Origin of the sequence: Streptomyces sp. NPDC047000, assembly GCF_040644295.1 — a bacterium.
Taxonomy (GTDB): domain Bacteria; phylum Actinomycetota; class Actinomycetes; order Streptomycetales; family Streptomycetaceae; genus Streptomyces.
Map to the genome: position 1 here is coordinate 226,699 of NZ_JBEYWE010000002.1, position 24,166 is coordinate 250,864.

Annotated in this window: 16 protein-coding genes; 8 read left to right on the top strand and 8 right to left on the bottom strand. The window is 69.8% G+C overall.

Annotation, left to right across the window (positions count from 1 at the left end; all coding sequences use genetic code 11):
• Positions 1-45: 45 nt before the first annotated feature.
• Together ABZ862_RS04380 and ABZ862_RS04385 are read left to right on the top strand one after the other, a co-directional pair.
• A complete protein-coding gene (locus ABZ862_RS04380; RefSeq protein ID WP_360952004.1) occupies positions 46-285 on the top strand; it encodes a hypothetical protein in 240 nt (79 codons plus the stop codon).
• Positions 286-300: 15 nt separating this feature from the next.
• On the top strand, positions 301-1,668 hold the full coding sequence (locus ABZ862_RS04385) for a metallophosphoesterase (protein ID WP_360952007.1): 1,368 nt from the start codon (positions 301-303) through the stop codon (positions 1,666-1,668).
• Here the strand turns inward: ABZ862_RS04385 and ABZ862_RS04390 are convergent.
• Both ABZ862_RS04390 and ABZ862_RS04395 read right to left on the bottom strand, forming a co-directional pair.
• Complete coding sequence (locus ABZ862_RS04390) at positions 1,634-3,208, bottom strand: HAMP domain-containing sensor histidine kinase (RefSeq protein ID WP_360952010.1); 1,575 nt, start codon at positions 3,206-3,208, stop codon at positions 1,634-1,636. The genes ABZ862_RS04385 and ABZ862_RS04390 overlap by 35 nt on opposite strands.
• 50 nt (positions 3,209-3,258) lie before the next feature.
• Positions 3,259-3,954 carry a response regulator transcription factor gene (locus ABZ862_RS04395; protein ID WP_360952013.1) on the bottom strand — a complete coding sequence of 232 codons (696 nt, stop codon included), beginning with the start codon at positions 3,952-3,954 and terminating at the stop codon, positions 3,259-3,261.
• A gap of 157 nt (positions 3,955-4,111) precedes the next feature.
• Here ABZ862_RS04395 and ABZ862_RS04400 point away from each other — a divergent pair, with 157 nt between their 5' ends.
• Positions 4,112-6,541 (top strand): MMPL family transporter, encoded by a 2,430-nt coding sequence (locus ABZ862_RS04400; protein WP_360952016.1) that lies wholly within the window; start codon positions 4,112-4,114, stop codon positions 6,539-6,541.
• Between the two features lie 33 nt (positions 6,542-6,574).
• On the opposite strand, the gene ABZ862_RS04405 is transcribed toward ABZ862_RS04400, so the two are convergent.
• Complete coding sequence (locus tag ABZ862_RS04405) at positions 6,575-7,339, bottom strand: TetR family transcriptional regulator (protein ID WP_360952019.1); 765 nt, start codon at positions 7,337-7,339, stop codon at positions 6,575-6,577.
• A gap of 10 nt (positions 7,340-7,349) precedes the next feature.
• Positions 7,350-7,796, bottom strand: a complete 447-nt coding sequence (locus ABZ862_RS04410) for a VOC family protein (protein WP_360952022.1) — start codon at positions 7,794-7,796, stop codon at positions 7,350-7,352.
• Between the two features lie 148 nt (positions 7,797-7,944).
• On the opposite strand from ABZ862_RS04410, the gene ABZ862_RS04415 reads away from it, so the two are divergent.
• A complete protein-coding gene (locus ABZ862_RS04415; protein ID WP_360952025.1) occupies positions 7,945-8,439 on the top strand; it encodes a TM2 domain-containing protein in 495 nt (164 codons plus the stop codon).
• Positions 8,432-8,848, top strand: coding sequence for a DUF2752 domain-containing protein (locus tag ABZ862_RS04420; protein WP_360952028.1), 417 nt, complete (start codon positions 8,432-8,434; stop codon positions 8,846-8,848). The genes ABZ862_RS04415 and ABZ862_RS04420 overlap by 8 nt, the downstream gene beginning before the upstream one ends.
• A 78-nt stretch (positions 8,849-8,926) precedes the next feature.
• Here ABZ862_RS04420 and ABZ862_RS04425 read toward each other — a convergent pair whose 3' ends face one another.
• Positions 8,927-12,391 carry a DNRLRE domain-containing protein gene (locus ABZ862_RS04425; protein ID WP_360952031.1) on the bottom strand — a complete coding sequence of 1,155 codons (3,465 nt, stop codon included), beginning with the start codon at positions 12,389-12,391 and terminating at the stop codon, positions 8,927-8,929.
• Between the two features lie 548 nt (positions 12,392-12,939).
• Between ABZ862_RS04425 and ABZ862_RS04430 the strand changes: the two genes are divergently transcribed.
• Positions 12,940-20,094: a polymorphic toxin-type HINT domain-containing protein gene (locus ABZ862_RS04430; protein WP_360952034.1), complete on the top strand. Its 7,155-nt coding sequence runs from the start codon at positions 12,940-12,942 to the stop codon at positions 20,092-20,094.
• Positions 20,091-20,462 (top strand): DUF6188 family protein, encoded by a 372-nt coding sequence (locus tag ABZ862_RS04435; protein ID WP_360952037.1) that lies wholly within the window; start codon positions 20,091-20,093, stop codon positions 20,460-20,462. Before ABZ862_RS04430 ends, ABZ862_RS04435 begins: the two co-directional genes overlap by 4 nt.
• A 92-nt stretch (positions 20,463-20,554) precedes the next feature.
• Here ABZ862_RS04435 and ABZ862_RS04440 read toward each other — a convergent pair whose 3' ends face one another.
• A complete protein-coding gene (locus ABZ862_RS04440) occupies positions 20,555-21,052 on the bottom strand; it encodes a hypothetical protein (RefSeq protein ID WP_360952040.1) in 498 nt (165 codons plus the stop codon).
• A 260-nt stretch (positions 21,053-21,312) separates the two neighbouring features.
• Between ABZ862_RS04440 and ABZ862_RS04445 the strand changes: the two genes are divergently transcribed.
• On the top strand, positions 21,313-21,576 hold the full coding sequence (locus tag ABZ862_RS04445) for a TM2 domain-containing protein (RefSeq protein WP_360952043.1): 264 nt from the start codon (positions 21,313-21,315) through the stop codon (positions 21,574-21,576).
• A 72-nt stretch (positions 21,577-21,648) separates the two neighbouring features.
• On the opposite strand, the gene ABZ862_RS04450 is transcribed toward ABZ862_RS04445, so the two are convergent.
• Entirely contained in the window at positions 21,649-22,410 is a 762-nt protein-coding gene (locus tag ABZ862_RS04450) for a succinate dehydrogenase iron-sulfur subunit (RefSeq protein ID WP_360952046.1), read from the bottom strand.
• A complete protein-coding gene (gene sdhA / locus ABZ862_RS04455; RefSeq protein ID WP_360952049.1) occupies positions 22,410-24,164 on the bottom strand; it encodes a succinate dehydrogenase flavoprotein subunit in 1,755 nt (584 codons plus the stop codon). The genes ABZ862_RS04450 and sdhA overlap by 1 nt, the downstream gene beginning before the upstream one ends.
• Between the last annotated feature and the right edge of the window lie 2 nt (positions 24,165-24,166).

Consider the following 24,166-nt stretch of genomic DNA (forward strand, 5'->3'; position numbering starts at 1 on the left):
CCACCCCGGCCGTGGAACCGGCCACCGGGCAGAGATACTGAACGTATGAAGCTCAGCCGCCCCGTCTCCTGGTTCCTGCTCGCCTTCGGGGCGTGGAGCTGGATCATCTGGGTCACTTTCGTAAAAAACCTCATCAAGGACAGCAGCGGGCAGGCCTTCCACGACGGCCACGCCACGGCGTTCTTCTGGGTCCATCTGACGCTGGCCGTCGTCTCCTTCGTACTGGGGACGGTCGTGGGGGCCATCGGGTTGCGCGGACTGCGCGCACTGCGCCGGACGTCATAGCGGGCCGCGGACAAAGTGGTCATCGTCTTCGTTCTCGTCGCGCTCCTCGTCCTCGCGGCCGTGGCCGCCCTGCACCGGTACGTGTGGAGCCGCCTCGTCCGCGACACCACCCGCGGACCCGGTCCCGCCCGCCGCGCCGGTACGGCGGTGTTCGTCGCCGGGCCGGTGCTGATGGTGGCGGCCCTGGTCGCCGAGCGGGCCGGCGCGCCCTTCTGGCTCCAGCGCGTCCTCGCGTGGCCGGGGTTCCTCTGGATGGCGCTCGCGCTGTACCTGCTGCTCGCCGTGATCGCGGGCGAGGCCGTACGGCCCCTGCTGCGCCGCGCGCTGGACCGCGAAGGCGCTCGCGCGCGGGAGGACGGTGAACCGGAACGGGAGCCCGTGACGACGCCGGCGGCCAGGGCGACCGAACCGACGGACGCGACGGAGCCCCCGGCCACGGACCCTCCGGCCGCCGACGCCCCGCACCCCGACGCCCCGGCCGCCGGGACACCGGCCCCCGCGCCCGCGCAGTCCGCGCCCGTGCGGTCCGCGCCCGCGTCCGCGCCCCGGCCGTCCGCCCCTTCCCGCCGCCTGTTCGTCTCCCGCGTCGTCGGCGGTGCCGCTGCCGCCGCCGCGGTCGGCACGGTCGGGCTCGGCACCTACGGCGTGCTGCGCGGCCCCGCCGTGAAGCGGGTCACCGTGCCGCTGGCCCGGCTGCCCCGCGCGGCGCACGGCTTCCGTATCGCGGTCGTCAGCGACATCCACCTGGGCCCGGTCCTGGGCCGGGACTTCACACGGAAGGTCGTCGACACCGTCAACGCCACCCGGCCCGACCTGATCGCGGTCGTCGGCGACCTCGTCGACGGCAGCGTGCGTGACCTCGGTCCGGCGGCAGCGCCCCTGGCCGGGCTGGAGGCACGGCACGGGGCGTACTTCGTGACCGGCAACCACGAGTACTTCTCCGGTGCCGCGCAGTGGATCGAGGAGGTGCGCCGGCTGGGACTGCACCCGCTGGAGAACGCCCGCACGGAGCTGCCCGCCTTCGACCTCGCCGGGGTCAACGACCTCCAGGGCGAGAGCGAGGGCCACGGACCCGACTTCGGCCGGGCGCTCGACGGCCGGGACACCTCACGCGCCTGCGTGCTGCTGGCCCACCAGCCCGTCCAGATCCACGAGGCGGTACGCCACGGCGTCGACCTCCAGCTCTCCGGACACACCCACGGCGGCCAGCTGTGGCCCGGCAACCTGATCGCCAAGGCGGCCAACCCGACCGTCGCGGGCCTCGCACGCTACGGCGACACCGAGCTCTACGTCACCCGCGGCGCCGGAGCCTGGGGCCCGCCGACGCGGGTGGGGGCACCGTCGGACATCACGGTGATCCAGCTGGCGTCGAAGCAGACGTAACAGCAACCCCGGCCACCCCCGACCCACCGGCCCCCTCTTCGCCCCGCACCCCGGGCGTTTCGGCGCCCCGCGCCCCGGGGGTCTCCGCAGGGCGGAGGTCGTGGCCGCCCGTCGGCAGGGTGACCGTGATCGCGAGTCCCTCCCCGGGGGCCGTGCGGACGCCCACCTCGCCGCCGTGCGCGTGGACCACGCCCTGCACGATCGCCATGCCGAGCCCGCTGCCCGCGCCGCCGCCCGCCCGGAAGAAACGGTCGAAGATCCGCGCCGCGTCGTCCTCCGCCAGCCCCGGGCCCTCGTCGGCGACACACAGCCGTACGACCCCGTCCGCCCGCTCCACGCCGAGCCGTACCGGCACCCCGGCGGCCGTGTGGACGCGTACGTTCGTCAGCAGGTTGCCCAGGACCTGGCGCAGCCCGGACTCGTCGGCGCGCACCAGCAGGGCACCGTCGGCGCGCACCGTGACCGGCCGTTCCGGCTGCTGCGCCCGCAGATCCTCGGCGGCCTCCCGTACCAGCCGGCTCACGTCGACGTTGCGGAAGCGCACCTCGGGCTGCTGGTCGAGCCGGGCCAGGGTGAGCAGTTCGTCGACGAGCCGCCCCATCCGGTCGACCTCGCCGTTCATCCGGTCCCAGGCCCGCTGCCGTTCGTCCCGCTCGCGCAGCATGCCCCGCTCGTACAGCTGGAGGTAGCCGCGGATCGCGGACAGCGGGGTGCGCAGCTCGTGGGAGGCGTCCGCGACGAACCGGCGCAGCTGCGCCGCGCTGCGCTCACGCGTCCGGTACGCCGACTCGACCTGGTGGAGCATCGAGTTGAGGGCGAGCCGCAGCTGCTCGACCTCCTGCGTCGGATGCCGGCTGGAGGGCACCCGCCGGGTCAGATCGCCCTCCGCTATCGCCGAGGAGGTCTCCACCATGTCCTCCAGCGGCCGCAGCCGGCGGCTCACCTCGACCATCGTCAGGCAGGCCAGCAGCCCCAGCAGGGCGGTGCCGACGGTCAGGTCGAGGCGCAGTGCCTTGGCTATGCCCTGGTGGAGGGCGTCGGAGGAGCTGGACATCTCGACGTAGGTGCCGTCGGCCAGCCGCACGGAGACGGCGCGGTAGGCGGCGCCGCGCACGCTGATCTCCCGGGGTTCGGAGGCGCGGGCGAGCCGCCCCGGGTCACCGACCGCGTCGGCGAGCGCCCGCTGGGAGCCGGACGGCGCGAAACCCGCGATGGGCAGGGCCGTGCCGTCTCCGTCGACCAGGGCGAACACCGAGTCGGGGCGCGGGCTGCCGGGCGTGGTGACGAACTTGTCCTGGATGACGGCGAGCGCGGCCAGCGAGTCGATCTGGTCCCGTGTCAGGGTCGTACTGCGCAGCGACTCACGGGTCTTGTTCAGATGGACGTCGATCTGGTCCAGCAGATAGTGCCGCATGCCCATCAGGCTCACGGCGGTCGCGACCACGATGCCGAGGGCGAGCAACGCCACGGTGGTCATGGTGAGTTTGCCGCGCAGCGAGTGGATGCCGTGCTTGCAGTGCAGCAGCGCGGGCAGCCTCATGCGAGGCCGCGGCGCCGGCGGCCCGGTGTGCGCCCGCGGCCGGAGCGGCCTCACGCCAGCCCGTATCCGACGCCACGCCGGGTGGTGATGACGGGCGATCCCGTCGGTCCGAGGGAGTCCAGTTTGCGCCGCAGATAGCTGATGTAGGTCTCGACGACGGTCGACTCGGCCGGGGCGTGCTCGTACTGCCAGACATGGCGCAGCAGTTGGTCCTTCGGCACGATCCGGCCGCCGTTGCGCACCAGGAACCGCAGCAGCGCGTACTCGGTGGGGGTCAGCTCCACCGTGCGGTCCGCGCGGCGCACCGAGTACGTGGCCTCGTCGAGTTCCAGGTCGCCGTAGCGCAGCGGCGGACGCTGCGGGAGGACGTCGTCCGGCCGGGTGCGGCGCAGCACGGCGCTGATCCGCGCGACGACCTCGTCGATGTTGAACGGCTTGGTGATGTAGTCGTCGCCGAAGCCGAGCGCGCCGACTATCTCGGCGGGCGAGTCCCGCGCGGTCAGGAAGACCAGCGCCAGATCCGGCCGCCGCCCGTGCAGTTCGCGGGCGAGGGCGCGCCCGTCGCCGTCCGGCAGCATCACGTCGAGCAGGGCCGCGTCCGGCCGGGTGCTCTCGGTGAGGGCGAGCGCCTCGCGGACCGTGCCCGCCGTCATCACTTCGAAGCCGTGGTAGCGCAGGGCGATGGCGAGGACGTCCGCGATGCTCGGTTCGTCCTCCACGACCAGCACGGTGCCTGGAGCCGTCATGCCCCCAGTATCGGATCCGCCACCGACAACGGGACAGGCCCGGTCTTTGGAGTTCCTTGAGAGTCATGGCGTGCCGCCTCCGCGCCCGCCCGGCGCGGCCGATTCTGGTGCGCAGGACCTGGGGGACCGACCGACCGCACAGACAAGGGGATCGAGCGTGGCGGCATGGGCACGATGGTGCTACAGGCATCGGCTGGTGGTCCTGTTGATATGGGTGGGGGCGCTGCTCGGACTGGGCTTCTCGGCCTCGTCGGCGGGCACGGAGTACGCGAACGTCTTCTCCCTCCCGAACACGGACTCCAAGAGCGCGTACGACCTGATGGAGAAGGCGTTCCCGGCGAGCGCGGGCGACACCGACACGGTGGTGTGGAAGACCGACGGCGGCTCGGTGCGGGACGCCGCCGTGAAGTCCCGTGTCCAGCCCGCACTCGACGAGATCGCCGGGATGAAGGGCGTCGGTGAGGTCACCGGCCCCTACGCGGGCGAGCGCGGGGCGGCGCAGATCAGCCGGGACGGGAAGATCGCGTACGCCCAGATCACCTTCACGGAACGCGCCAACTCCGTACCGAAGGAACTCGTGCAGGACGTCCTCGACACGGCGCGGCAGGCGGGCGGCGGGGGCCTCGACGTGGAGCTGGGCGGCCAGGCGATCCAGCGGGTGCAGGAGCCGCCGCAGGGCCTGTCGGAGTCGGTCGGCATCCTCGCCGCGGCCCTGGTGCTGTTCCTGGCGTTCGGGTCGCTGTTCGCGATGATGCTGCCCATCGGCATCGCCGTGTTCGGCGTCGGCACCGGCCTGTTCACCGTGCAGCTGCTCAGCCACACCACGGACATCCCCGACATCGCGCCGCTGCTGTCCTCGCTGATCGGCCTCGGCGTCGGCATCGACTACGCGCTGTTCATCGTCACCCGGCACCGGCGCGGGGTGCTGCGCGGCATGGACCCGGAGGAGGCGGCGGTCACCGCCCTCAACACCTCCGGCCGGGCCGTGCTGTTCGCGGGCGGCACGGTGTGCATCGCGCTCGCCGGGATGCTGGTGACGAACCTGCGCTTCCTGGACGGCGTGGTCATCGGCACGTCGGTCACCGTGGTGCTGAGCGTCCTCGCGGCCACCACCCTCCTCCCCGCCCTGCTGGGCTTCCTCGGCCCGCGGGTGCTCAGCCGCAGGCAGCGCCGCAGGCTCGCGGCCACCGGCCCGGAGCCGGAGCGGACCAGCGGCCCCGCGGCCCGCTGGTCGGCGACCGTGCAGCGCCGCCCGCGCTCGATCGCGGTGCTCGCCGTCGTGGTGATGGCCGTGCTCGCCCTGCCGGTCCTCTCGCTGCGCCTCGGCGCCACCGACCAGGGCAACGACGACGCGTCCACGACCACCCGCAAGGCGTACGACCTGCTCGCCGAGGGCTTCGGCCCCGGCTTCAACGGCCCGCTCCAGGTGGTGGTGTCCGCCGGCGACACCACCACCCTCGTCAAGGACATCCGGGGGACCGAGGGTGTGGCGCAGGCCGCCGCGCTGCCGCCCCGCGGGGGCGTGACCGTGGTCCAGGTCGTCCCGACCACCTCACCGCAGTCCGTGCAGACCGACGATCTGATCGACACGCTGCGCGACAGGGTGATCCCGGACGCGGGCGCGACGGCCCACGTCGGCGGTGTCACCGCCGTCTCCAAGGACTTCGCGACCGTCACCGGCGACCGGCTGCCGCTGTTCGTCGCCACGATCATCGGCCTGGGCTTCCTGCTCCTGCTGGTCGCCTTCCGCTCACTGGTCGTGCCGCTGACGGCCGCCCTGATGAACCTGATCGCCGCGGCGGCCTCCTTCGGTGTCCTCACCGCGATCTTCCAGTGGGGCTGGGGCCTGGACCTCCTCGGACTGGGCAAGGAGGGCCCCATCAACGCCTTCCTGCCGGTTATCATGCTGTCCCTGCTCTTCGGCCTCTCCATGGACTACCAGGTGTTCCTGGTCAGCCGGATGCACGAGGAGTGGGTCCACACGAGGGACAACGCCCGCGCGGTACGGGTCGGCCTCGCCGAGACCAGCCGCGTCATCAACAGCGCCGCGCTCATCATGGTGTGCGTCTTCATGGCCTTCGTCCTCAGCGGTGACTCCGGGGCGGCCATGGCGGGCGTGGGCCTGGCGGCGGCGGTCGCACTGGACGCGTTCGTGCTGCGTACGGCGCTGGTCCCGGCGGCGATGCATCTGCTGGGCCGCTCCAACTGGTGGCTGCCGCCGTGGCTGGAGAAGCGCCTGCCCCACCTGGCGGTCGAGCCCGCGGAGGACCCCTCCGGCCCCCACGGCGGCGGCAGCGGCGCCGGTGCGGGTCCCTCCACCGTCGTCCACGGCTTCATCCGCACCGCCGACGGCGACCCCGTCGAGGGCGCCACGGTCACCCTGCTGACCCGCGGGGGCCTGCGCCTGGACGAGGTCGGTTCGCTGGCCGACGGCTCGTACATCGTGGCGGTCCCGGCGCCGGGCGGCTATCTCCTGTCGACGACGGCGGACGCGTACGCCACGTCGGCACGGCGGATCGAGGTGCTGGACGGCCCGCTGGTCTACGACGTCGAGCTGGCGGAGGGCGGCGTGGACGCGGTGAACTGACCCTCAGGACACGGACCTCCCGCCGGGCCCGGATCACTTCCCGCCGGGCCCGGCGGACTTCCCACCGGGCTCAGGGGACTTGCCACCGGGCCCGGGCAGCACCCGTACCATCCCGGTCAGGCCCGGCAGGAAGTCGGTGAACAGCTCGTGCCCCTCCCGTACGAGGGGCCGCAGCATCCGGAACCGGGCCAGCGACACCGCCCGCGAGGCCAGCCGGGCACCCCGCTCGGCGAGCCGGTGGCTCTGCTCGCGGCCCGGGGAGCGGTCGAAGATCCAGTACAGCACGAGTCCCATCTGCGCCAGCCACATCATCTCGGGCAGCTCGTCGCGCAGCTCGTCGGGCACCTTGGTCTTCACGGCCCCGGCCAGCACCTCCCGGTGCACGGCGATCGCGGCCTCCCGCGCGGGCCCCGACTCCTCGGAGAACGGGCTGAGGGGGCTGCCCGGGTCGGCGGCGTTCTTGAAGAACTGGACGGCGAACTCGTGGTACGGCGTCGCGATGTCGAGCCACACCTTGAGCACCCCGGCGAGCCGGGCCTCCAGCTCGGTCTCCTGCTCCAGGATCGGCCGGACCGCCGTCCGGTGCTCGGCGGCGATCCGGTCGTAGAAGCCCTGGATCAGGTGTTCCTTGCCCTCGAAGTAGTAGTAGGCATTACCGGTGGAGACCCCGGCCTCCTGGGCGATGGCCCGCATGGTCGTCTTGTCGTACCCCCGTTCGCGGAACAACCGCATGGCGGTCTCCAGGATCAGCGCGCGGGTCTGCTCGGACTTGCTGGGACCGTCGTTCGTGGGTGGCACGCCGGGAAGCCTAACCAGTCACGCCGGACGCCTCCCGCCGCCGGTGCGGACGCGGACGCCCGAGCTCGGGCCGCTTGGTGTAGTCGGTGAACCCCAGGACGTTCCCCCAGGGATCGGCGACCTCGACGACCCAGCCGGTGGACACGGAGGCCGGCTCGTCGAGCGCCACGACCCCGGCACCGGCCAGCGCCTCCGCGGCAGCCCGCGCGTCCGGCACCTCCAGCCACACCCGGGGCGCGGCCCAGGGCGGCGGCCGGTGCCCGAGGGCCTCCTCCACCCGCAGCAGCACGCCCGGCGTCTCGCCCCCCACGCCCAGCAGCGCGATCCCGGCCTCGTCGAACCGGAAGCGCACGGTGAACCCGGCCCGCTCGTAGAATCCGACGGCCTCGCCGAGGTCCCCGACGGGCAGCAGCACGTTGTCGAACCCGAGCAGCTCGTACGACCCTTGCTCTGACATACCGTCAGATTAGGCACCGGGGACCGCCGGCGGCGGCTGACATGCCGTCGGCGCTACAGCGGAACCACACCTCTGAGGCATGATGACCGCACCGACATCGAACGATGACCGCACATCCCCGGTCTTCACCCGCTCAGGAGCAGTCCCCGTGTCCGAGACCCCGCCGCCCCCGCAGCAGCCCCCGTACGACCCGAACGCCTCCGGCCCCCAGCCCGGCTACGGCTACCCGGGCCCCCAGCCGGGGTACGGCCAGCCGGGCGCAGGCCCCCAGCCGGGGTACGGCCAGCCGGGACCCCAGCCGGGGTACGGCCAGCCCGGCCCCGGATACGGCTACGGCCCCGGCCCCGGCGCCCCCTACGGGGCCCAGCCCCCGTACGGCTTCACCCCGCCGGACCCGTATGCCCCCTTCGGCTACGACCCCTACGGCCGCCCGTACTCCGACAAGTCCAAGATCGTCGCCGGTGTCCTCCAGCTCCTCCTCGGCACCCTCGGCGTCGGCCGGTTCTACAAGGGCGACGTCGGCATAGGCATCGCCCAGCTGTTCACCTGCGGCGGTTTCGGCATCTGGGCCCTGATCGACGGCATCCTCCTGCTGACCGGCGACAGCCACACCGACTCCCAGGGCCGGATCCTGCGTGGCTGAGCAGAGGCCCCGCCCGGCCCCGCTGCCGGCCCTGCTGCGCGCCCCGGCCACCGCACCGGCGGCGGTGCTGGCCGCGGCCGCGGCGGGATCGGCGTACCTCTACACCACCAACCCGCACCAGCCCGGCCACCTCCTCCCGGCCTGCCCCTTCCGCCTGGTGACCGGCTGGCTCTGCCCGGCCTGCGGCGGCACCCGGATGGCCTACGACCTGATGCACGGCCACTTCACCCAGGCCTGGCTGGACAACCGGCTCCTCCTCCTGGCGTCCCCCTTCGCCCTGCTCCTCCTCACCCGCTGGACGGTGGAAGGCCTACGGGGCCGCACATGGCACCCGGCCCTGAGCCCGAGGACCCAACTGGCGGTACTGACGGTGGCGGTGGCATGGACGGTGACCCGGAACGCGGTGTAGCGGCCCCGCCTCCGAGCCGTGCGGGGGCAGCGGCACCCCCGCACAGCTCGGCACCCCCCGCATCCCCGTCGCTCCGTCTCACCCGATGGCGATGCGTGTCTTCCAGGCGCTCGTAGCGCCGATGATCTCCGTGCCGGACCCGGCCAGGACGGTCTTGCCGCCCACGTAGAACCGCACGGAGCCGTCGGACCGTACGGTCCATATGTCGGGGATGCCGTCACCGCTGATGTCGGGTGTACCGATCAGCAGGGGGATGCTCGTGCTGGACCATCCGGACGCGCCGTACACGGTGTCCACGCCGCCCGAGGAGTTCGCACCCGTCGCCAGTGAACTGAAGTCGACCCCGCCGCCGCTCGCGGCGATGCCCTTGCGCAGCATGAGCTGTGAGGAGACGTCGGTTCGGTAGACGATGTCGGTGACTCCGTCGCCGCTGACGTCCATGACGGTCACCAGATCACGCTCGGTCCACGGGGCGGATGTCAGGCGGACGGCCTGGTCGATGGTGGCACCGTGGTAGCCGGTGAAGGCCCACAGGGCGTCGCCGACGGTGGCGAGGAAGTCGGTGCGGCCGTCACCGGTCATGTCGCCCGCGGCGACGATCTGGGTGAGGCTCGACGGGCTGGGCGCCCCCTCCGGCAGCAGGATCTCCCGGCGCTTGTCGATGTCGACCGCCCCATAGCCGTCCCCGGGGTAGACGAAGAGCTTGCCCTCGACCCGGACGACGAGGTCCTGGAGGCCGTCACCGCCGTAGACATCACCGTTGTGGGTGATCAGGGCACCCTTGAAGTGCCCTGGGGGAGCGGCGACGAAGGGCGGCAGGTCGTCCCCGTCGGGATCCTTGGCGGGATTCCCGCGGTAGGCGCCGGACATCGAGTAGTCCAGATCGCCGGTCCCCTTGGTCAGGTCGGTGTTGTCGGCCTGGGAGGGATACAGCGCCAGATTGCCGCCCTCGGTCACGACCATGAGGTCGGCCATCTTGTCGCCGGTGAAGTCGCCCGGGGCGTCGACCTGGTCGCGGGGGGAGACGTAGAAGAAGTATTTCGTCGGGTCCGACACGTTGCCGGCACCGTCGACGGTGCGCACGTAGAGCACATTCGGACCAGCGGTCGGTGGCTTCGCGCCGGAGAGGGTGGCGCTGACGCTGGTGGCGGTACCCGCTGTCCGGTCGAGGTGGAACGGATAGCTGGGGCTGTTGAAACCGTACTCGTACCGGACGACATCGGTGCTGAGGGCCCGCACGGTGAAGGAGCCTGGGGTGCCGAACGGCTTCGCGCTCCAGTTGGCGTCGTCGGCGTCGTTCCCGAACCCGTTCTCGCTGCCGTCGGCATCCGGGAAGTCGGTGGAGCTGACCTTGGGCGGCCGGGGTGCGGCGGTGTCCAGGACGAACCGGCAAGGAGTGCCGGACGGTGCGTAGGACGACGAGCTCCCCGCGTCGTCCAGGGCCCTCACCCGCCAGGAGTAGAGGGTGCCGTTCTTGAGCTTGCCGGTGGAGAAGGTGGCCGTGCGCAGCGCGGTGCCGGTGTCACCGCCCACGGTCTTCTTGCCGTCGGACCCGAGCAGATCCCCGGTGCTGTCCCAGTTGCCCGTCGGCCAGAGGTCGAAGTCGAGATAGTCGAGATTGCTGTCCTTGTCGGTCCCCTTGGCGGTGAACGTCAGATTGCCGGAGCCCATGCGGACGTACGGAGTGGTCGTGGTGCATTTGGCGTCCGGACCCAGATCCAGGGAGCCGGAGACGATGGTGGGCTTGCGGTTGTACGTCAGCTCCAGGACGGGCGCGTTGTCGCCGTCGGCCTGGAACTTCTTCCACGCGTACTGGGAATCCTCGTCGCGGGCGCGCATGCCGAAGGTGATGGTGTCGTCACCGGCGTCGGCGGCCTTCTGCGCGCCCTTCTGAACGTCGAACGCCTCGTAGGCGTCCCGGCAGCTGCTGGATTTCCAGCCGTGCGCGAAGCTCTTGGTGGCCAGTTTGTTGCCGTCGTTGAGCCGTGGCGCGTTGGACCAGTTGGTGTGGGAGTCGATCTCGCCCGTGAGGTGCACGCTCATCGAGCGCTCACTGCAGGACCACGAGTAGGTCTCGAGCATGCGCAGCTTGGCGCTGGTGATCTTCGTGCCCTTCAGGTTCTTGTCGAACGTGATGTTGAAGAACGACCGGGAGGTGCCCCAGGTGTCGGACTCGAAGCCGACGCGGGCTTCGTGGGTGCCCCCCTTGTTGAAGCCCTTGCCGTTGTAGAAGGTCGCCTTGGGGAAGCGGTTGTAGGCGGTGGTCCAGTTCTGGATGTGCTTCTTGACCGACGGGTCGATGAAGACCGGATAGGTGGTCGCGGGGTCGGCCAAGAAGTCCTGGTCGGGCGTCAGCAGCCACTTGCCGGCCGACAGGTCGGTGTCCACCAACGACCCCAGCGAGTCGGGTGAGGGCCCGTCGAGCGAGGGCAGGCTCAGCGTCGCGGCCGAGCCCGTCTGGGAGGGGTCCGGAGTCGGCTCGGGCGGTGCGGACGGCAGCGGGGACTCCGAGACGGTGGGTTCGGGACCGTCGCTGGCCGAGGGGAGGACTTCACCCTCGGGATCGCTCTGCTCGTCGGACTCGACGGGGTCACCGGAAGTCGGCGAGGGGCTGTCGCCGGCGGTGGGATCGACGGAGGAGGCGCTGGGCTCCGGGGCTTCCGGCGCGGTCGGCTGGGCCGTCGTGCCCACCCCGCCGTCGCTGACGGCCGGTTCACCGCTGCTGTCCCACATCAGAGGGGTGGGCGAGACGGCCACCTCGTCACCGGAGGCGTTCTCGGCACCGACGATGCCGGAGCCGGGGTCGAGACGGAAGGTGAGGTCGGCGGAGTGCAGGCCGTACGCCAGCTGCCGCACATGGGGATCGGAGGCCGCCTGCCGGTTCTTGAGCACGATCAGCTGGGCGAATCCGTCGTCGTCGGCGGTGAGGACGAGGTCGCCTCCCGGGAAGATGTCCGGGTACAGGGCGCGGTTGCCGTCGATGACCGGTGCGGGAACGGTTCCGGGCCAGGTCAGCTGGATGTCGTGGTCACCGACGTGCAGGGTGACCAGCGGAGTGCCGGTGTCGCCCGCGGCGGCCTTCCCCAGCAGGGAGACCCGGCTCACGGCCGAGCGGGAGGAACGCCGTCCGCCTTCGCCGCGGGAACCCGCCGAGAAGACCACCCGGGTATTGGTGGCCCGGGGCTCCCAGCCCTCCTCCGTACGGTGAAGCCCCGGGTCGATCTCCTTCCACGCGCCGCCGACCTTCGCGCGGACGGGGGAGGAGTACAGCCTCTTCATCATGAGGCCGTCGGGGCGGGCCCAGGTGGTCGAACGCGCGGTACGGGCGGCTGTCACCTCGACGTTCCTGCCGGTCCGGGCCGCCCGTGTCAGCGCGTCGGACTCGGTCACGGTCTTCACCCGGCGCTGGTGGCCGGCCTCGTCCCGCGAGGTGCCACCGTCCATGCGGTACCCGGCGTAGACGACTCCGGTCGTGGTGAGCACTGCGGCGAGCAGCGCCGCGCCTGCCCTACGGCCAGGTACACGGCGCGAGTTGCGCGTCATCGGGCGTGGTCCCCTTCCCCCTCGTTCCCCCTGGGCCCCGGCGTGGGACAGGCCGTAGCCGGGCGAGCCGATGATGACCCATGAGGAATCTGTCGTCACCCTGTGGCGATCTTGTGCGTGCGGGATCAGGGCGGGGCGCGTGTTCCGAGGGCCTGGGTGTCGTGTAGCGGTCGCCTCTGCCGGAGGTAAACAAACAGCAAGTCGCACACGGTGCTGAATCATTACTTATCCCGTGAAAATGACCCGCCCTTTATCGGGTAATGACCGCGCCTGCCCTAAAGGCGATCAAAGGAAATGTCATCCCACGTAAAGCGCTTTCTGACGGCTCAGGCATTTCACTCCGTAACGAGTCGTTACGTACCGTGATGATGATCACATCGACTGGTCGGCCCTGGTGCTCCCTCACAGAGTGATCACAGAATCCTCACTGTCTGATACGTCGTCACGCGTGGTCCGTCTCACCGGTCCCGCTCCGAGTGGTCCGGGGGGACCTCGCCGTGCTTGATCGGTTTGCGCATGTCCCAAAACGGCGAGTCGCCCGCACTGCCGTGCCCGTCACCGCAGCCGCTCTGCTGCTGGGGCTGTTGCCCGCGCAGGCGTTGGCGCTTCCCCCGGATCCGGCGAAGGCGGAAACCGGACGCGAATCCCTGACGCTGGAGGACCTGGAACGCGATCTCCCGATCCCGGGCAAAGCGTTCAGCCGGCACCTCAGCACACTCAGGGCCGACCTTCCGGAGGAGCAACTCACCGCGCCGAGCGGCACGACCAGCCCGCCCTCGAATGTCCAGGGCTCGGTCACGTTCACCACGAGCACGACGACGCAGACGACGGCCCGCACGGCCACGGCCGACGCCGGCCAGACGGCACTCACCCCCGTCGGAAGCCTGCCCGTCAGCCTGGGGCAGGCCCCTGACCAGCCAGCACCGAGCGGCACATGGCAGGTCAGCATTCCCGATCGCTCTTCGTCGGTCAGCCAGGGTGTGGACGGGGCCGTCATCGTCGTGCAGGCACCCGACACCGGGGCCGTGCCTGTCTCCGTGAAGCTCGACTACGCCAGGTTCGAGAACCTCTACGGCGCCGACTGGGCTTCCCGGCTCCGTCTGGTCCAGTTCCCCGACTGCTATCTGACGACGCCGGACGACGAGGCGTGCCAGCATTACGAGGAACTCGAGACGACCAACGACTCCGCGTCCGACTCCGTCACGGCGACCGTCGACCCGGCGGCAGACGCCGCGATCAGCTCAGCGTCTGCCGGGACTTCCGTCCCGTCCGGCTCAGGGGTTGCCCAGGCGGGCTATCGGCGTTCCGGCTCCGCGACCGTTGCTGCCGCGGGCGGCAGCACGGCGGTCGTGGGCGCGTTCGACTCGGGCGGCAGCGTCTCCGGGACCGGCGGAGGCGGCACCTTCAAGGCCACGGCACTCGCCTCCGACGGCAAGTGGCAGGCGGGCGGCTCGTCCGGCGCGTTCACCTGGTCCTATCCGCTGGCACTGCCGGAGGCGCCTGCGGGGCCCGCTCCGAAGATCTCCCTCAACTACAACTCCCAGGCGGTGGACGGCCGTACGGCGGTCTCCTCCCCGCAGGCCTCCTGGATCGGCGAAGGCTGGTCCTACGATCCCGGGTACATCGAACGGCGCTACCGCACCTGTCAGGACGACCGCAAGACGCTGACGGCCGGTACGCCCAACAACGCGGCGAAGAAGGACAAGACGTCCGACCTGTGCTGGGTCTCGTACAACGCCGTGATGTCCCTGAACGGCAGGACCACCGAGCTGGTCCGCGACGCCTCCGCGGGCAGCGACCCCGAGAAGGACACCGAGCGCTACCGCCCTCAGGACGACGACGGCACCCGCGTGGAGCACCGGGTCGGCGGCAGCAACGACGACGACAACGGTGAGTACTGGGTGGTCACCACCACCGACGGCACCCAGTTCTACTACGGCCTCGACAAGGTGGGCGGTGGCCGGGCCGACACCGACTCGGTCTCCACCGTGCCGGTCTTCGGCAACCACCCCGGAGAGCCCTGCCACGCCACCGCCTTCGCCGACTCGCGCTGCGGAACCGGCAAGCAGCAGGCATGGCGCTGGGGGCTGGACAAGGTCGTCGACGTCCACGGCAACGTCATGGTGGCCGACTGGAAGCAGGAGACCAACTACTACGCGGTCCGCAAGAAGTTCAAGACGCCCGAGCAGTACGACCGTGCCGCGTACCCGGTCTCGATCGACTACGGCATGCGTGCGGACGACCTCACCAAGCCGGCGGCCACCGTCACCTTCGGCGTCAAGCAGCGCTGCCTGGCGTCCGATTCGGCCTGCGACGCGGCGAACTTCGCCAAGACCGGCGACCCCGGCGCCTACCGCCCCTGGTGGGACACCCCCGGCAACCTGAACTGCAAGTCCACGTCGAAGCTGTGCCCGGCCTTCCCGTCCTTCTGGACCCAGCTTCGGCTCGACACGGTGACGACGAACGCGGGCCGGGCCGGACAGGCCGGCCTCGGGAAGGTGGACGTCTACACCCTGCACCAGTCCTTCCCGGAGGACTGGTACGACACCTCTCCCGGCCTCTGGCTGAACTCCATCACCCGCACCGGCTACGGCCCCGGCGACACCACCGGAATCCCGCAGTCCAAGGACGGCGTCAGCTTCGCCCCGTACACCGTCGGCACCACCTCCCCCCTCCACGCCCGGCTGAAGGACCGCCAGCTCCCCAACCTGGTCAGCAAGGGCAAGAACGACCAGAACCCGGGCTTCACCCGGCCGCGCATCGGCACCGTGTCCACCGAGTACGGCGGGGACATCGAGGTGGAGTACACGGGCGGCTGCCAGGCCGAGCCCGCCACCGACAAGGGCAAGGACAACGACGAGACCTGCTATCCCGTCCGCTGGTCACCCGACGGCGACGAGCGAACCCCGGCCAAAGCATGGTTCAACAAGTACGTCGTCGACTCCGTCACCGAGACCGACAAGGTCACCTCGCACGGCAAGCCGATCGTGACCAGGTACAAGTACTCCGGAGCCGCGTGGGCCAAGAGCGACGACGAGTTCCAGCGCCCCGCCCTGCGTACCTACAGCGACTGGCGCGGTTACCGGCAGGTGGCGGTGACCAAGGGCAGCGAGTCCACTTCCGAGCAGGGTGATCCGCAGTCCCAGTCGTACTCGGTGACCCGCTACTTTCTGGGCACCGGCGGCGAGGTCAAGGACTCGACCGGCACCTACACCCTCCTCGCGGACGACAGTCCTCAGTACGCCGGGATGACCGCCGAGGCCATCACCTACCGCGACTCCGACGGCCAGATCACCAACCGCACCCTGAACTACCCGTGGTCGAAGCAGACTGCTTCCCGTCCCCGTGAGAACGAGGACGGCACCGACGCCGACCCGCTGCTGGCCCACCGCACCGGCATCAAGCGGACCGACGCCGTCCAGACAGTGGACAGCGACGGCAGCTGGCGGGCGGTGCGCACCCTCACCACGGTCGACGACGACTACGGGCTACCGATCCAGGTCGAGACGGCCGTGGTCGAGCCCTCCGGCAGCGGCGAGAAACTGTCCGACCAGACCTGCACCGTGACGTCGTACGTCCACAACACGACGGCATGGCTGATCGGCCTGCCGAAGGAACAGCGGTCCACCGGCACTTCCTGCGCGAACTACCCCGATGCCGACCCGGCGACGCAGCTCACCTCGGCCACGCGCAACACCTACGACGGCCTCGCCTACGGTGCGACCCCGACCAAGGGCCAGGTCACGTCGGTGGCCGAGATCAACGGCGCGGGTACGGCCTACGCCACCGCCAGCGACGTCACCTACGACGACCTCGGCCGGGTCCAGACGGTCACGAAGCCGGCCGAGGGCACCACGCGGACGGACTACGTCCCCGACAAGGGCGGTCCGGTCACCGGGACGAAACTCACCGACGCTCTCGGTCGCGCCACGACCACCACCTTCGACCCGGGCCGCAGCCTGCCGCTGACGGTCACCGACCCCAACGGCCGAGTCACCCGCAGCGAGTACGACGCCCTGGGCCGCCTGGTGAAGGGCTGGTCGGCCTCCCGCTCCTCGGGTGGCAAGTCGCCCGACGTGATGATCGACTACGCCCCGGCGGTCGCCACGAGCAGCGAGAACCGCCCGGCGGCGGTAACCGTCAGCACCCTCAAGGACGACGGTTCGTACGCCACGGGGATCACCCTCTACGACGGCCTGATGCGCCAGGTCCAGCAGCAGACGGAGGCGCACGGCCCCGGCCGCGTGATCACGGACATCTCGTACGACGACCACGGCCTGCCCGACGAGCAGACCAGCGCCTACCTGGCCAAGGGCGAACCGGACACGACACTCTTCGCACCTCGGTCCAAGTCCTTGATCCCCGCCTGGACCAAGCACCGCTACGACGGCCTGGAGCGCGAGGTCCGCGCGTCGGTCTACCAGGACGCGGACTTCAAGTACGCCACGTACACGACGTACGACCTCACCAGCACCTATGTCGACCCCCCGGGCGCGACGGCACCGAGGACGCGGACGTACTACGACGCCCTCGGACGCGTCTCCTCCGTCAAGTACTACGCACAGGGCCCGTCGTCGTCGACCGCCACCCGCGCGACGGCCTACGCCTACGACGCCCGCGGCAACCGCAGCACGGTGACGGACCCGGCCGGCAACGTCTGGTCGTACCTCTACGACGCGCGTGGCCGCCTCACCTCCGCCACCGACCCGGACACCGGCACCTCCTTCACGTGGTACGACGCCGCCGACCGCCCCAACCACACCCAGAACGCGCGCAAGCAGGACACCTACACCGAGTACGACCTCCTCGGACGTGTACTGAAGGTACGTCAGGGCTCGACGACGGTGACCCCGTCCGTGGAGTACACCTACGACGACGCCCCCGGCGGAATCGGCCAGCCCGCAAGCTCCAAGCGCCACACGGACAGCGGCGACTACGTCAGCACCGTCACCGGCTACGACGCGGACTACCACCCCACCGGCACGTCGACGGTCATCCCCTCCAACTCTCTGACCACCGGCCTGGCCGGCACGTACACCTACGCCTACACCTACACGCCCACCGGCAAGCCGCAGTCGGTCACCCTTCCCGCGGCGGGCGGCCTGGCGCGGGAAAAGGTCGTCACCCGCTACGACGGCGACGGCCTGCCGGAATCCACCTCCGGCCTGACCTGGTACACGGCCGACGCGACGTACTCGCCCTACGGCGAACCCCTGCGGACGGTCTCGGGAGCCCAGCCCTACCGCCTCTGGACGACGAACTTCGTCGACCCGCACACGGGCCGCCTCCAGCGCACGGTGACGGACCGCGAGACCGCCGGTCCGCACCGCGTCGCCGACGCCTACTCCTCCTACGACACCTCCGGCACGATCACCTCCAGCGCCCGCAAGCTCACCGACGCGGCGGGCGACACGTGGGACAACCAGTGCTTCACCTACGACGTGATGGGCGAGCTGGTGCACGCCTGGACGTCGAACATCGCGCCGGACGGCAGCGGCAAGGGCTGCAAGTCCGCCGACGGCACCCAGTGGGGCTACCGCACCGACTACGCGCAGTCGTCCGGCCCGGTGACGGACGCCCCCGACACGGCGAGCGACGCGACGAGCCCGGACAGCTCGCTCACCACCACCCTGGCGGCAGCGGCCCCCGCCACCACGACGACCTCCACGGACGCGACGGCCTACCGGCAGTCCTACACGTTCGACTGGCTCGGCAACCGCGCCACGATGACCGACTCCACCTCGGCGGTCACGTACACCTACGGCTACGGAAAACCCGCCGCAGGGGGCACGACCACCCAGCCGCACACCATGACGGGCGTCAGCTCCAGCCCCTCCGGCAAGGGCGGCGCCTACACCTACGACGACTCCGGCAACACCCTCGTCCGCGGCCTGGCCACCACGACCCAGAACCTGGTGTGGTCGCCGGACAACAGGCTCGACTCGATCACGGACGACGGCAAGAAGACGACGTACGTCTACGACGCGAGCGGCAACCGTCTCCTGGAGAACTCGCCGTCGGGCTCGACCCTCTACCTGGGCGAGACGGAACTGACGACGGACGCGACGGGCCTGCTCGTCCGGGCCTCCCGTTCCTACGGCCAGACCGGCGCCCCGACCGTGGTCCGCACGGCGACCAACGGCTCCACCACGGGTCACAAGCTCGCGGTCCTGCTGACCGACCAACTGGGCACGGCGAACACATCCGTGGATCTGGCCAGCGGCCAGACCGTCACCCGCCGCGCGTACAAGCCGTACGGCGAGACCCGCGGCACCAAGCCCACCGCCTGGCCCAACAAGCGCAGCTACCTCGGCGTGGGCATCGACGACACGGCCACCGGCCTGACCCACCTCGGCGCCCGCGAATACGACCAGAACACCGGCCATTTCCTCTCCGCGGACCCGGTGATCGACATCACCGACCCGCTTCAGATGAACGGCTACGCGTACGCGGACAACAGCCCCATCTCGCAGAGCGACCCGTCGGGGCTGTGCATGCGCGATATCTGCGGCGACGGTGTTCCGGTAGCGGGGGACCCGAAGCGCAACGGCTACACCGGCCAGCGCAAGGGCGAGAAATCCTGCTCGTTCTGCAACGGCCCGAAGACCAGCTACCACTACGACCCGGCGGAAGTCTTCCCGGGCGTCAAGGTGTCGACGAGCTGGAAGGGTCGCAAGGAGTTCATCCGGATCTTCACCCGGTACGTGACCGAGTACGCCAACGGCGGCATCCTCCCCGATTACCTGACCGACGGGGTGACGAACCCGGAAGCAGCGCAGGAACAGCTGGGGTGGTGGGGTCTCAGCACCTGCTACGAAATGCGGTCGTGCTCGGGGAACTTGATGAACAAGTTCCGCAGCATGTCGATGGGGTTCGGGGTAAGCATCAGCGCCATCGCCGGCAGCCCGTTCCACCCGGGTGTGGAGGCGCCCCCGGGGGCCGAAAGGGCCGGAGGCGCTCGGGGAGGCTGCAAGTGCTTCCTGGCAGGGACGAACGTCCTGCTGTCCGACGGCACCACCAAGGACATCGAGGACATCAAGCTGGGGGACAAGGTCCTGGCGACCGATCCCAAAACCGGTGAGACGGCCCCGAAGAAGGTCACCCGCCTGATTCGGACCGACGGTGACAAGTACTTCAACGAACTCTCGATAGCCACGAAGCAAGGCATCGAAAAGCTCACCGCGACCCACGAGCACCCCTTCTGGTCCCCGTCCCGGAACGACTGGGTCCCGGCCGGGAGACTCAAGCCGGGCATGACCCTGCGCACCGAAACCGGCCACACCGTCATCATCACGGGCAACCGGTCCTACACAAAGCACGCACGCACATACAACCTCACGGTTGACGACCTGCACACGTACTATGTGCTGGCGGGGGCCACGCCCGTACTCGTTCACAATTCAACACCGTGCCCTACCGCCATCAATCTTGGTCCGCGCCCCTCCGGCGTCGGTAACGATTGGGTGGGTCGACGCGCTGATAACGGAAAGGGGACTGTGTGGCAGAAGTCCGGGTCGGCCGGAAATTCTGACATGGTTCGTGTAATGGATCCGACCGGTAGGTATCCGAATGGCTATGTGCGCTTCCATAACAAGAGCGGCCAGCCGATCGGCCTCGATGGAAAGCCGGGTTCGAAAGCAGATACGCATATCCCCATGGAGCCCGATGGTACTTATCCGCTTCCGGCGGGGTGGAAGACATGAATCTGAACCTGCGGGGTCAAGCAGTCACCCGCGTCTGCTTCGACGCGGCTCTCACGGTCCTGACCAGTGGAGATTACGAACTGCGCGTTGAGACTGAGGCGATTCTTCAAGTTTCGGCGGAGGATCATGTGTATTTCGATCCAGAATCCCCGGCCGTTGTTGCTTCCCATCTCGTCGGGCTGGTCCGTGACGTGATTACTGTGGCTGAGGCGGGAAGCGTCGGTGATCTCGTGATCGAATTTGAAAGCGGCATGAAATTGACTGTCCTGCCGGATGAGGAGTACGAGGCCTGGGGGATTGTCGGGCTTAAGGGGAAGCGTGTGGTCTGCATGCCTGGAGGGGAGATTGCGGTGTGGAATGGTGAGTGATATGCGACTGTAACCGGAAAACCTGATCTCGCTTTCCTTTTACGAACTGTCGGTGCGCCGGCCGGACCGTGCGTGGGCGAGATCCGTTGCCGTCATCGCCCACTGTCCGGGCGGTCGCTGGGCTCACTCGGTGGGTTCGGCACAGGGCCGAGGTCGCCGTCGGGGTCGCGCGTGAGGATGGCGTGGAGTGCTGGGTCGGCGTGGACCTCGGCGCTGTGCCGCCATTGGGCCAGCAGAAGGGCGATGGGTGCGAGGTTCTCCAGTGCGGCGGCTCCGCGAGCGGTGTCCACCAGCTCGCCGAGCATCAAATCGACATCGTCCTCGGGGAGGAAGACCGACCAAGGCAGGGCATCCGGCAGCGCCTGGCGCAGTGCGGCGGTGTTCTCGGTCCGGAGCAGCCCGGCCAGTAGGCGGGCGGTGAAGCCGACGACGGTGGAGTCCTGTTCCAACTGGTCGGCGCGGATCAGGGCCAGGTCACCCGCGTCGCGTCGCCGCAGGCGTAGTGCGCGGACTGCGTCCAGGCGCCGGGCGGTGGCAGCGGGGTGATGCAGCAACTCGCTGAAGGGCACGTCCCCGTAGGCCGGCGTCATGACATCCACAGTAGCTCGGATGTCCTCGACGCCGTTCGGTGACTTTCATGCCGGGATTTGACCAGCTGTTGACTTGATCACGGTACGGGAACGAAAGTTCGATCGCCTTCCCGGGGTCCCGGGTGTGTCCCTAAGCTCCCACGTCACGGGGGGATGATCGTGCGGGATCGTCGTGTGGTGATTCCTCCTGGGCTGGTGCCGGGGCTACCCAACCCGGCCGTGCCGTCTCTCATCTGACTGATATTCCAGGAGCACCTGCCATGACCGTCCCCACTCCCGATGCGCCCTACGGCTTCGACCCGCAGGGTCGTCCGTACTCCGACAAGTCCAAGATCGTCGCGGGTATCCTGCAGATCTTCCTCGGCGGCCTCGGCGCCGGGCGCTGGTACGTCGGCAACACCGGCGTGGCGATCGCCCAGCTGCTCACCTGCGGTGGCCTCGGGATCTGGGCGCTGATCGACGGCATCATCTTCCTCACCAGCAACGACCGCACCGACAGCAAGGGCCGTGTGCTCAAGGGCTGAGGCAGTGGACGGACGAGGGCCCGCTTCCCGGGGTCGGGAAGCGGGCCCTCGTGTGTCGTCCGCCGGGTGAGGTCAGAAGCGGCGGGTGATCAGGGCCTTCTTGACCTCGGCGATCGCCTTGGTGACCTCGATGCCGCGCGGGCAGGCGTCCGTGCAGTTGAAGGTCGTGCGGCAACGCCACACGCCGTCGCGGTCGTTGAGGATCTCCAGGCGCTGCTCGCCCGCGTCGTCACGGCTGTCGAAGATGAAGCGGTGCGCGTTGACGATGGCGGCCGGGCCGAAGTACTGGCCGTCGTTCCAGAACACCGGGCAGGACGATGTGCAGGCGGCGCAGAGGATGCACTTCGTGGTGTCGTCGAAGCGGGCGCGGTCCTCCGCCGACTGCAGGCGTTCGCGGGTGGGCTCGTTCGTGTCCTTGGTGACCAGGAACGGCATGACGTCCCGGTACGCCTGGAAGAACGGGTCCATGTCCACGACCAGGTCCTTCAGGACCGTGAGGCCCTTTATGGGCTCGACCGTGATCGGCTTGGACGGGTCGATGTCCTTGATCAGCGTCTTGCAGGCGAGGCGGTTCTTGCCGTTGATCCGCATCGCGTCGGAGCCGCAGATGCCGTGGGCGCAGGAGCGGCGGAAGGTCAGCGTGCCGTCGAGCTCCCACTTGATCTTGTGGAGGCCGTCGAGGACGCGCTCCTTGGGGTCGATCTCGAGCTGGAAGTCCTGCCAGACCGCCTCCGCCGCGACCTCCGGGTTGAAGCGGCGGATCCGGAAGGTGACCGTGATGTAGGGAGAGGCGGCGGAGTCCGCCTCGACCTTGTCCAGAACGGGGGTTGCCATCAGTACTTACGCTCCATCGGCTGGTAGCGGGTCTGGACGACCGGCTTGTAGTCCAGGCGGACGGACTCGGTGCCGTCGTCGCCCACCTCGCGGTACGCCATGGTGTGGCGCATGAAGTTGACGTCGTCGCGGTTCGGGTAGTCCTCGCGGTAGTGACCGCCGCGGGACTCCTTGCGGGCGAGCGCGGAGACCGCCATGACCTCGGCGAGGTCGAGCAGGTTGCCCAGCTCGATGGCCTCCAGGAGGTCGGTGTTGAACCGCTTGCCCTTGTCCTGGACCGCCACGTTCCGGTACCGGGCGCGCAGTTCGGCGATCTTCTCGACCGCCGTCTTGATGGTCTGCTCGGTGCGGAACACCATCACGTTGGCGTCCATGGTCTCCTGCAGCTCGCGGCGCAGGGTCGCGACCCGCTCGGTGCCGGTGGAGGTGCGCAGCCGCTCGATCTGCTCCACGACCAGGGACGCCGGGTTCTCCGGGAGGTCCACGTACTCGGCGGTCCGGCTGTAGTCCGCCGCGGCGATGCCGGCCCGGCGGCCGAATACGTTGATGTCCAGCAGGGAGTTGGTGCCGAGGCGGTTGGCGCCGTGCACCGAGACGCAGGCGACCTCACCGGCGGCGTACAGGCCGGGCACGACCGTGGTGTTGTCCGAGAGGACCTCGCCCTGGACGTTGGTGGGGATGCCGCCCATGGCGTAGTGCGCGGTCGGCTGGATCGGGATCGGGTCGGTGTACGGCTCGATGCCCAGGTAGGTGCGCGCGAACTCGGTGATGTCCGGGAGCTTGGCGTCGAGCTGCTCCGGGGGGAGGTGCGTGAGGTCGAGGTAGACGTGGTCGCCCTCGGGGCCGCAGCCGCGGCCTTCCCGGATCTCCGTGTAGATGGAGCGGGACACGACGTCGCGGGAGGCGAGGTCCTTCATGACCGGCGCGTACTTCTCCATGAAGCGCTCGCCGTCCTTGTTGCGCAGGATGCCGCCCTCACCGCGGGCGCCTTCCGTGAGCAGGATGCCCATGCGCCAGATGCCGGTCGGGTGGAACTGGAAGAACTCCATGTCCTCCAGCGGCAGCCCGCGGCGGTAGACGGCGGCCTGGCCGTCACCGGTGAGGGTGTGCGCGTTGGACGTCACCTTGAAGAACTTGCCGCAGCCGCCGGACGCGTAGATCACGGCCTTCGCCTGGAAGACGTGGATCTCGCCGGTCGCCAGTTCGTAGGCGACGACGCCGGCCGACCGCTTGACGCCGTCGACCTCGGTGATCAGCTGGTCGAGGACGTAGAACTCGTTGAAGAACTCCACGCCCTCCTTCACGCAGTTCTGGTACAGCGTCTGGAGGATCATGTGACCGGTGCGGTCGGCCGCGTAGCAGGAGCGGCGTACGGGGGCCTCGCCGTGGTTGCGGCTGTGCCCGCCGAAGCGGCGCTGGTCGATGGTGCCGTCCGGGGTGCGGTTGAACGGCAGGCCCATCTTCTCCAGGTCGAGGACGGAGTCGATGGCCTCCTTCGCCAGGATCTCGGCGGCGTCCTGGTCGACCAGGTAGTCACCGCCCTTGATGGTGTCGAAGGTGTGCCACTCCCAGTTGTCCTCCTCCACGTTGGCGAGCGCGGCGGCCATGCCGCCCTGCGCCGCGCCCGTGTGGGAGCGGGTGGGGTAGAGCTTGGTCAGCACGGCGGTGCGGCTGCGCTTGGTCGACTCGATGGCGGCGCGCATGCCCGCGCCACCGGCGCCGACGATGACGGTGTCGTACTTGTGAATCTTCATGA

Coding starts and splice junctions, on each gene's coding strand:
- ABZ862_RS04380 (WP_360952004.1), top strand. CDS start 46: ATGAAGCTCAGCCGCCCCGTCTCCTGGTTCCTGCTCGCCTTCGGGGCG.
- ABZ862_RS04390 (WP_360952010.1), bottom strand. CDS start 3,208: ATGAGGCTGCCCGCGCTGCTGCACTGCAAGCACGGCATCCACTCGCTG.
- ABZ862_RS04395 (WP_360952013.1), bottom strand. CDS start 3,954: ATGACGGCTCCAGGCACCGTGCTGGTCGTGGAGGACGAACCGAGCATC.
- ABZ862_RS04410 (WP_360952022.1), bottom strand. CDS start 7,796: ATGTCAGAGCAAGGGTCGTACGAGCTGCTCGGGTTCGACAACGTGCTG.
- ABZ862_RS04425 (WP_360952031.1), bottom strand. CDS start 12,391: ATGACGCGCAACTCGCGCCGTGTACCTGGCCGTAGGGCAGGCGCGGCG.
- ABZ862_RS04435 (WP_360952037.1), top strand. CDS start 20,091: ATGAATCTGAACCTGCGGGGTCAAGCAGTCACCCGCGTCTGCTTCGAC.
- ABZ862_RS04440 (WP_360952040.1), bottom strand. CDS start 21,052: ATGACGCCGGCCTACGGGGACGTGCCCTTCAGCGAGTTGCTGCATCAC.
- ABZ862_RS04445 (WP_360952043.1), top strand. CDS start 21,313: ATGACCGTCCCCACTCCCGATGCGCCCTACGGCTTCGACCCGCAGGGT.
- ABZ862_RS04450 (WP_360952046.1), bottom strand. CDS start 22,410: ATGGCAACCCCCGTTCTGGACAAGGTCGAGGCGGACTCCGCCGCCTCT.
- sdhA (WP_360952049.1), bottom strand. CDS start 24,164: ATGAAGATTCACAAGTACGACACCGTCATCGTCGGCGCCGGTGGCGCG.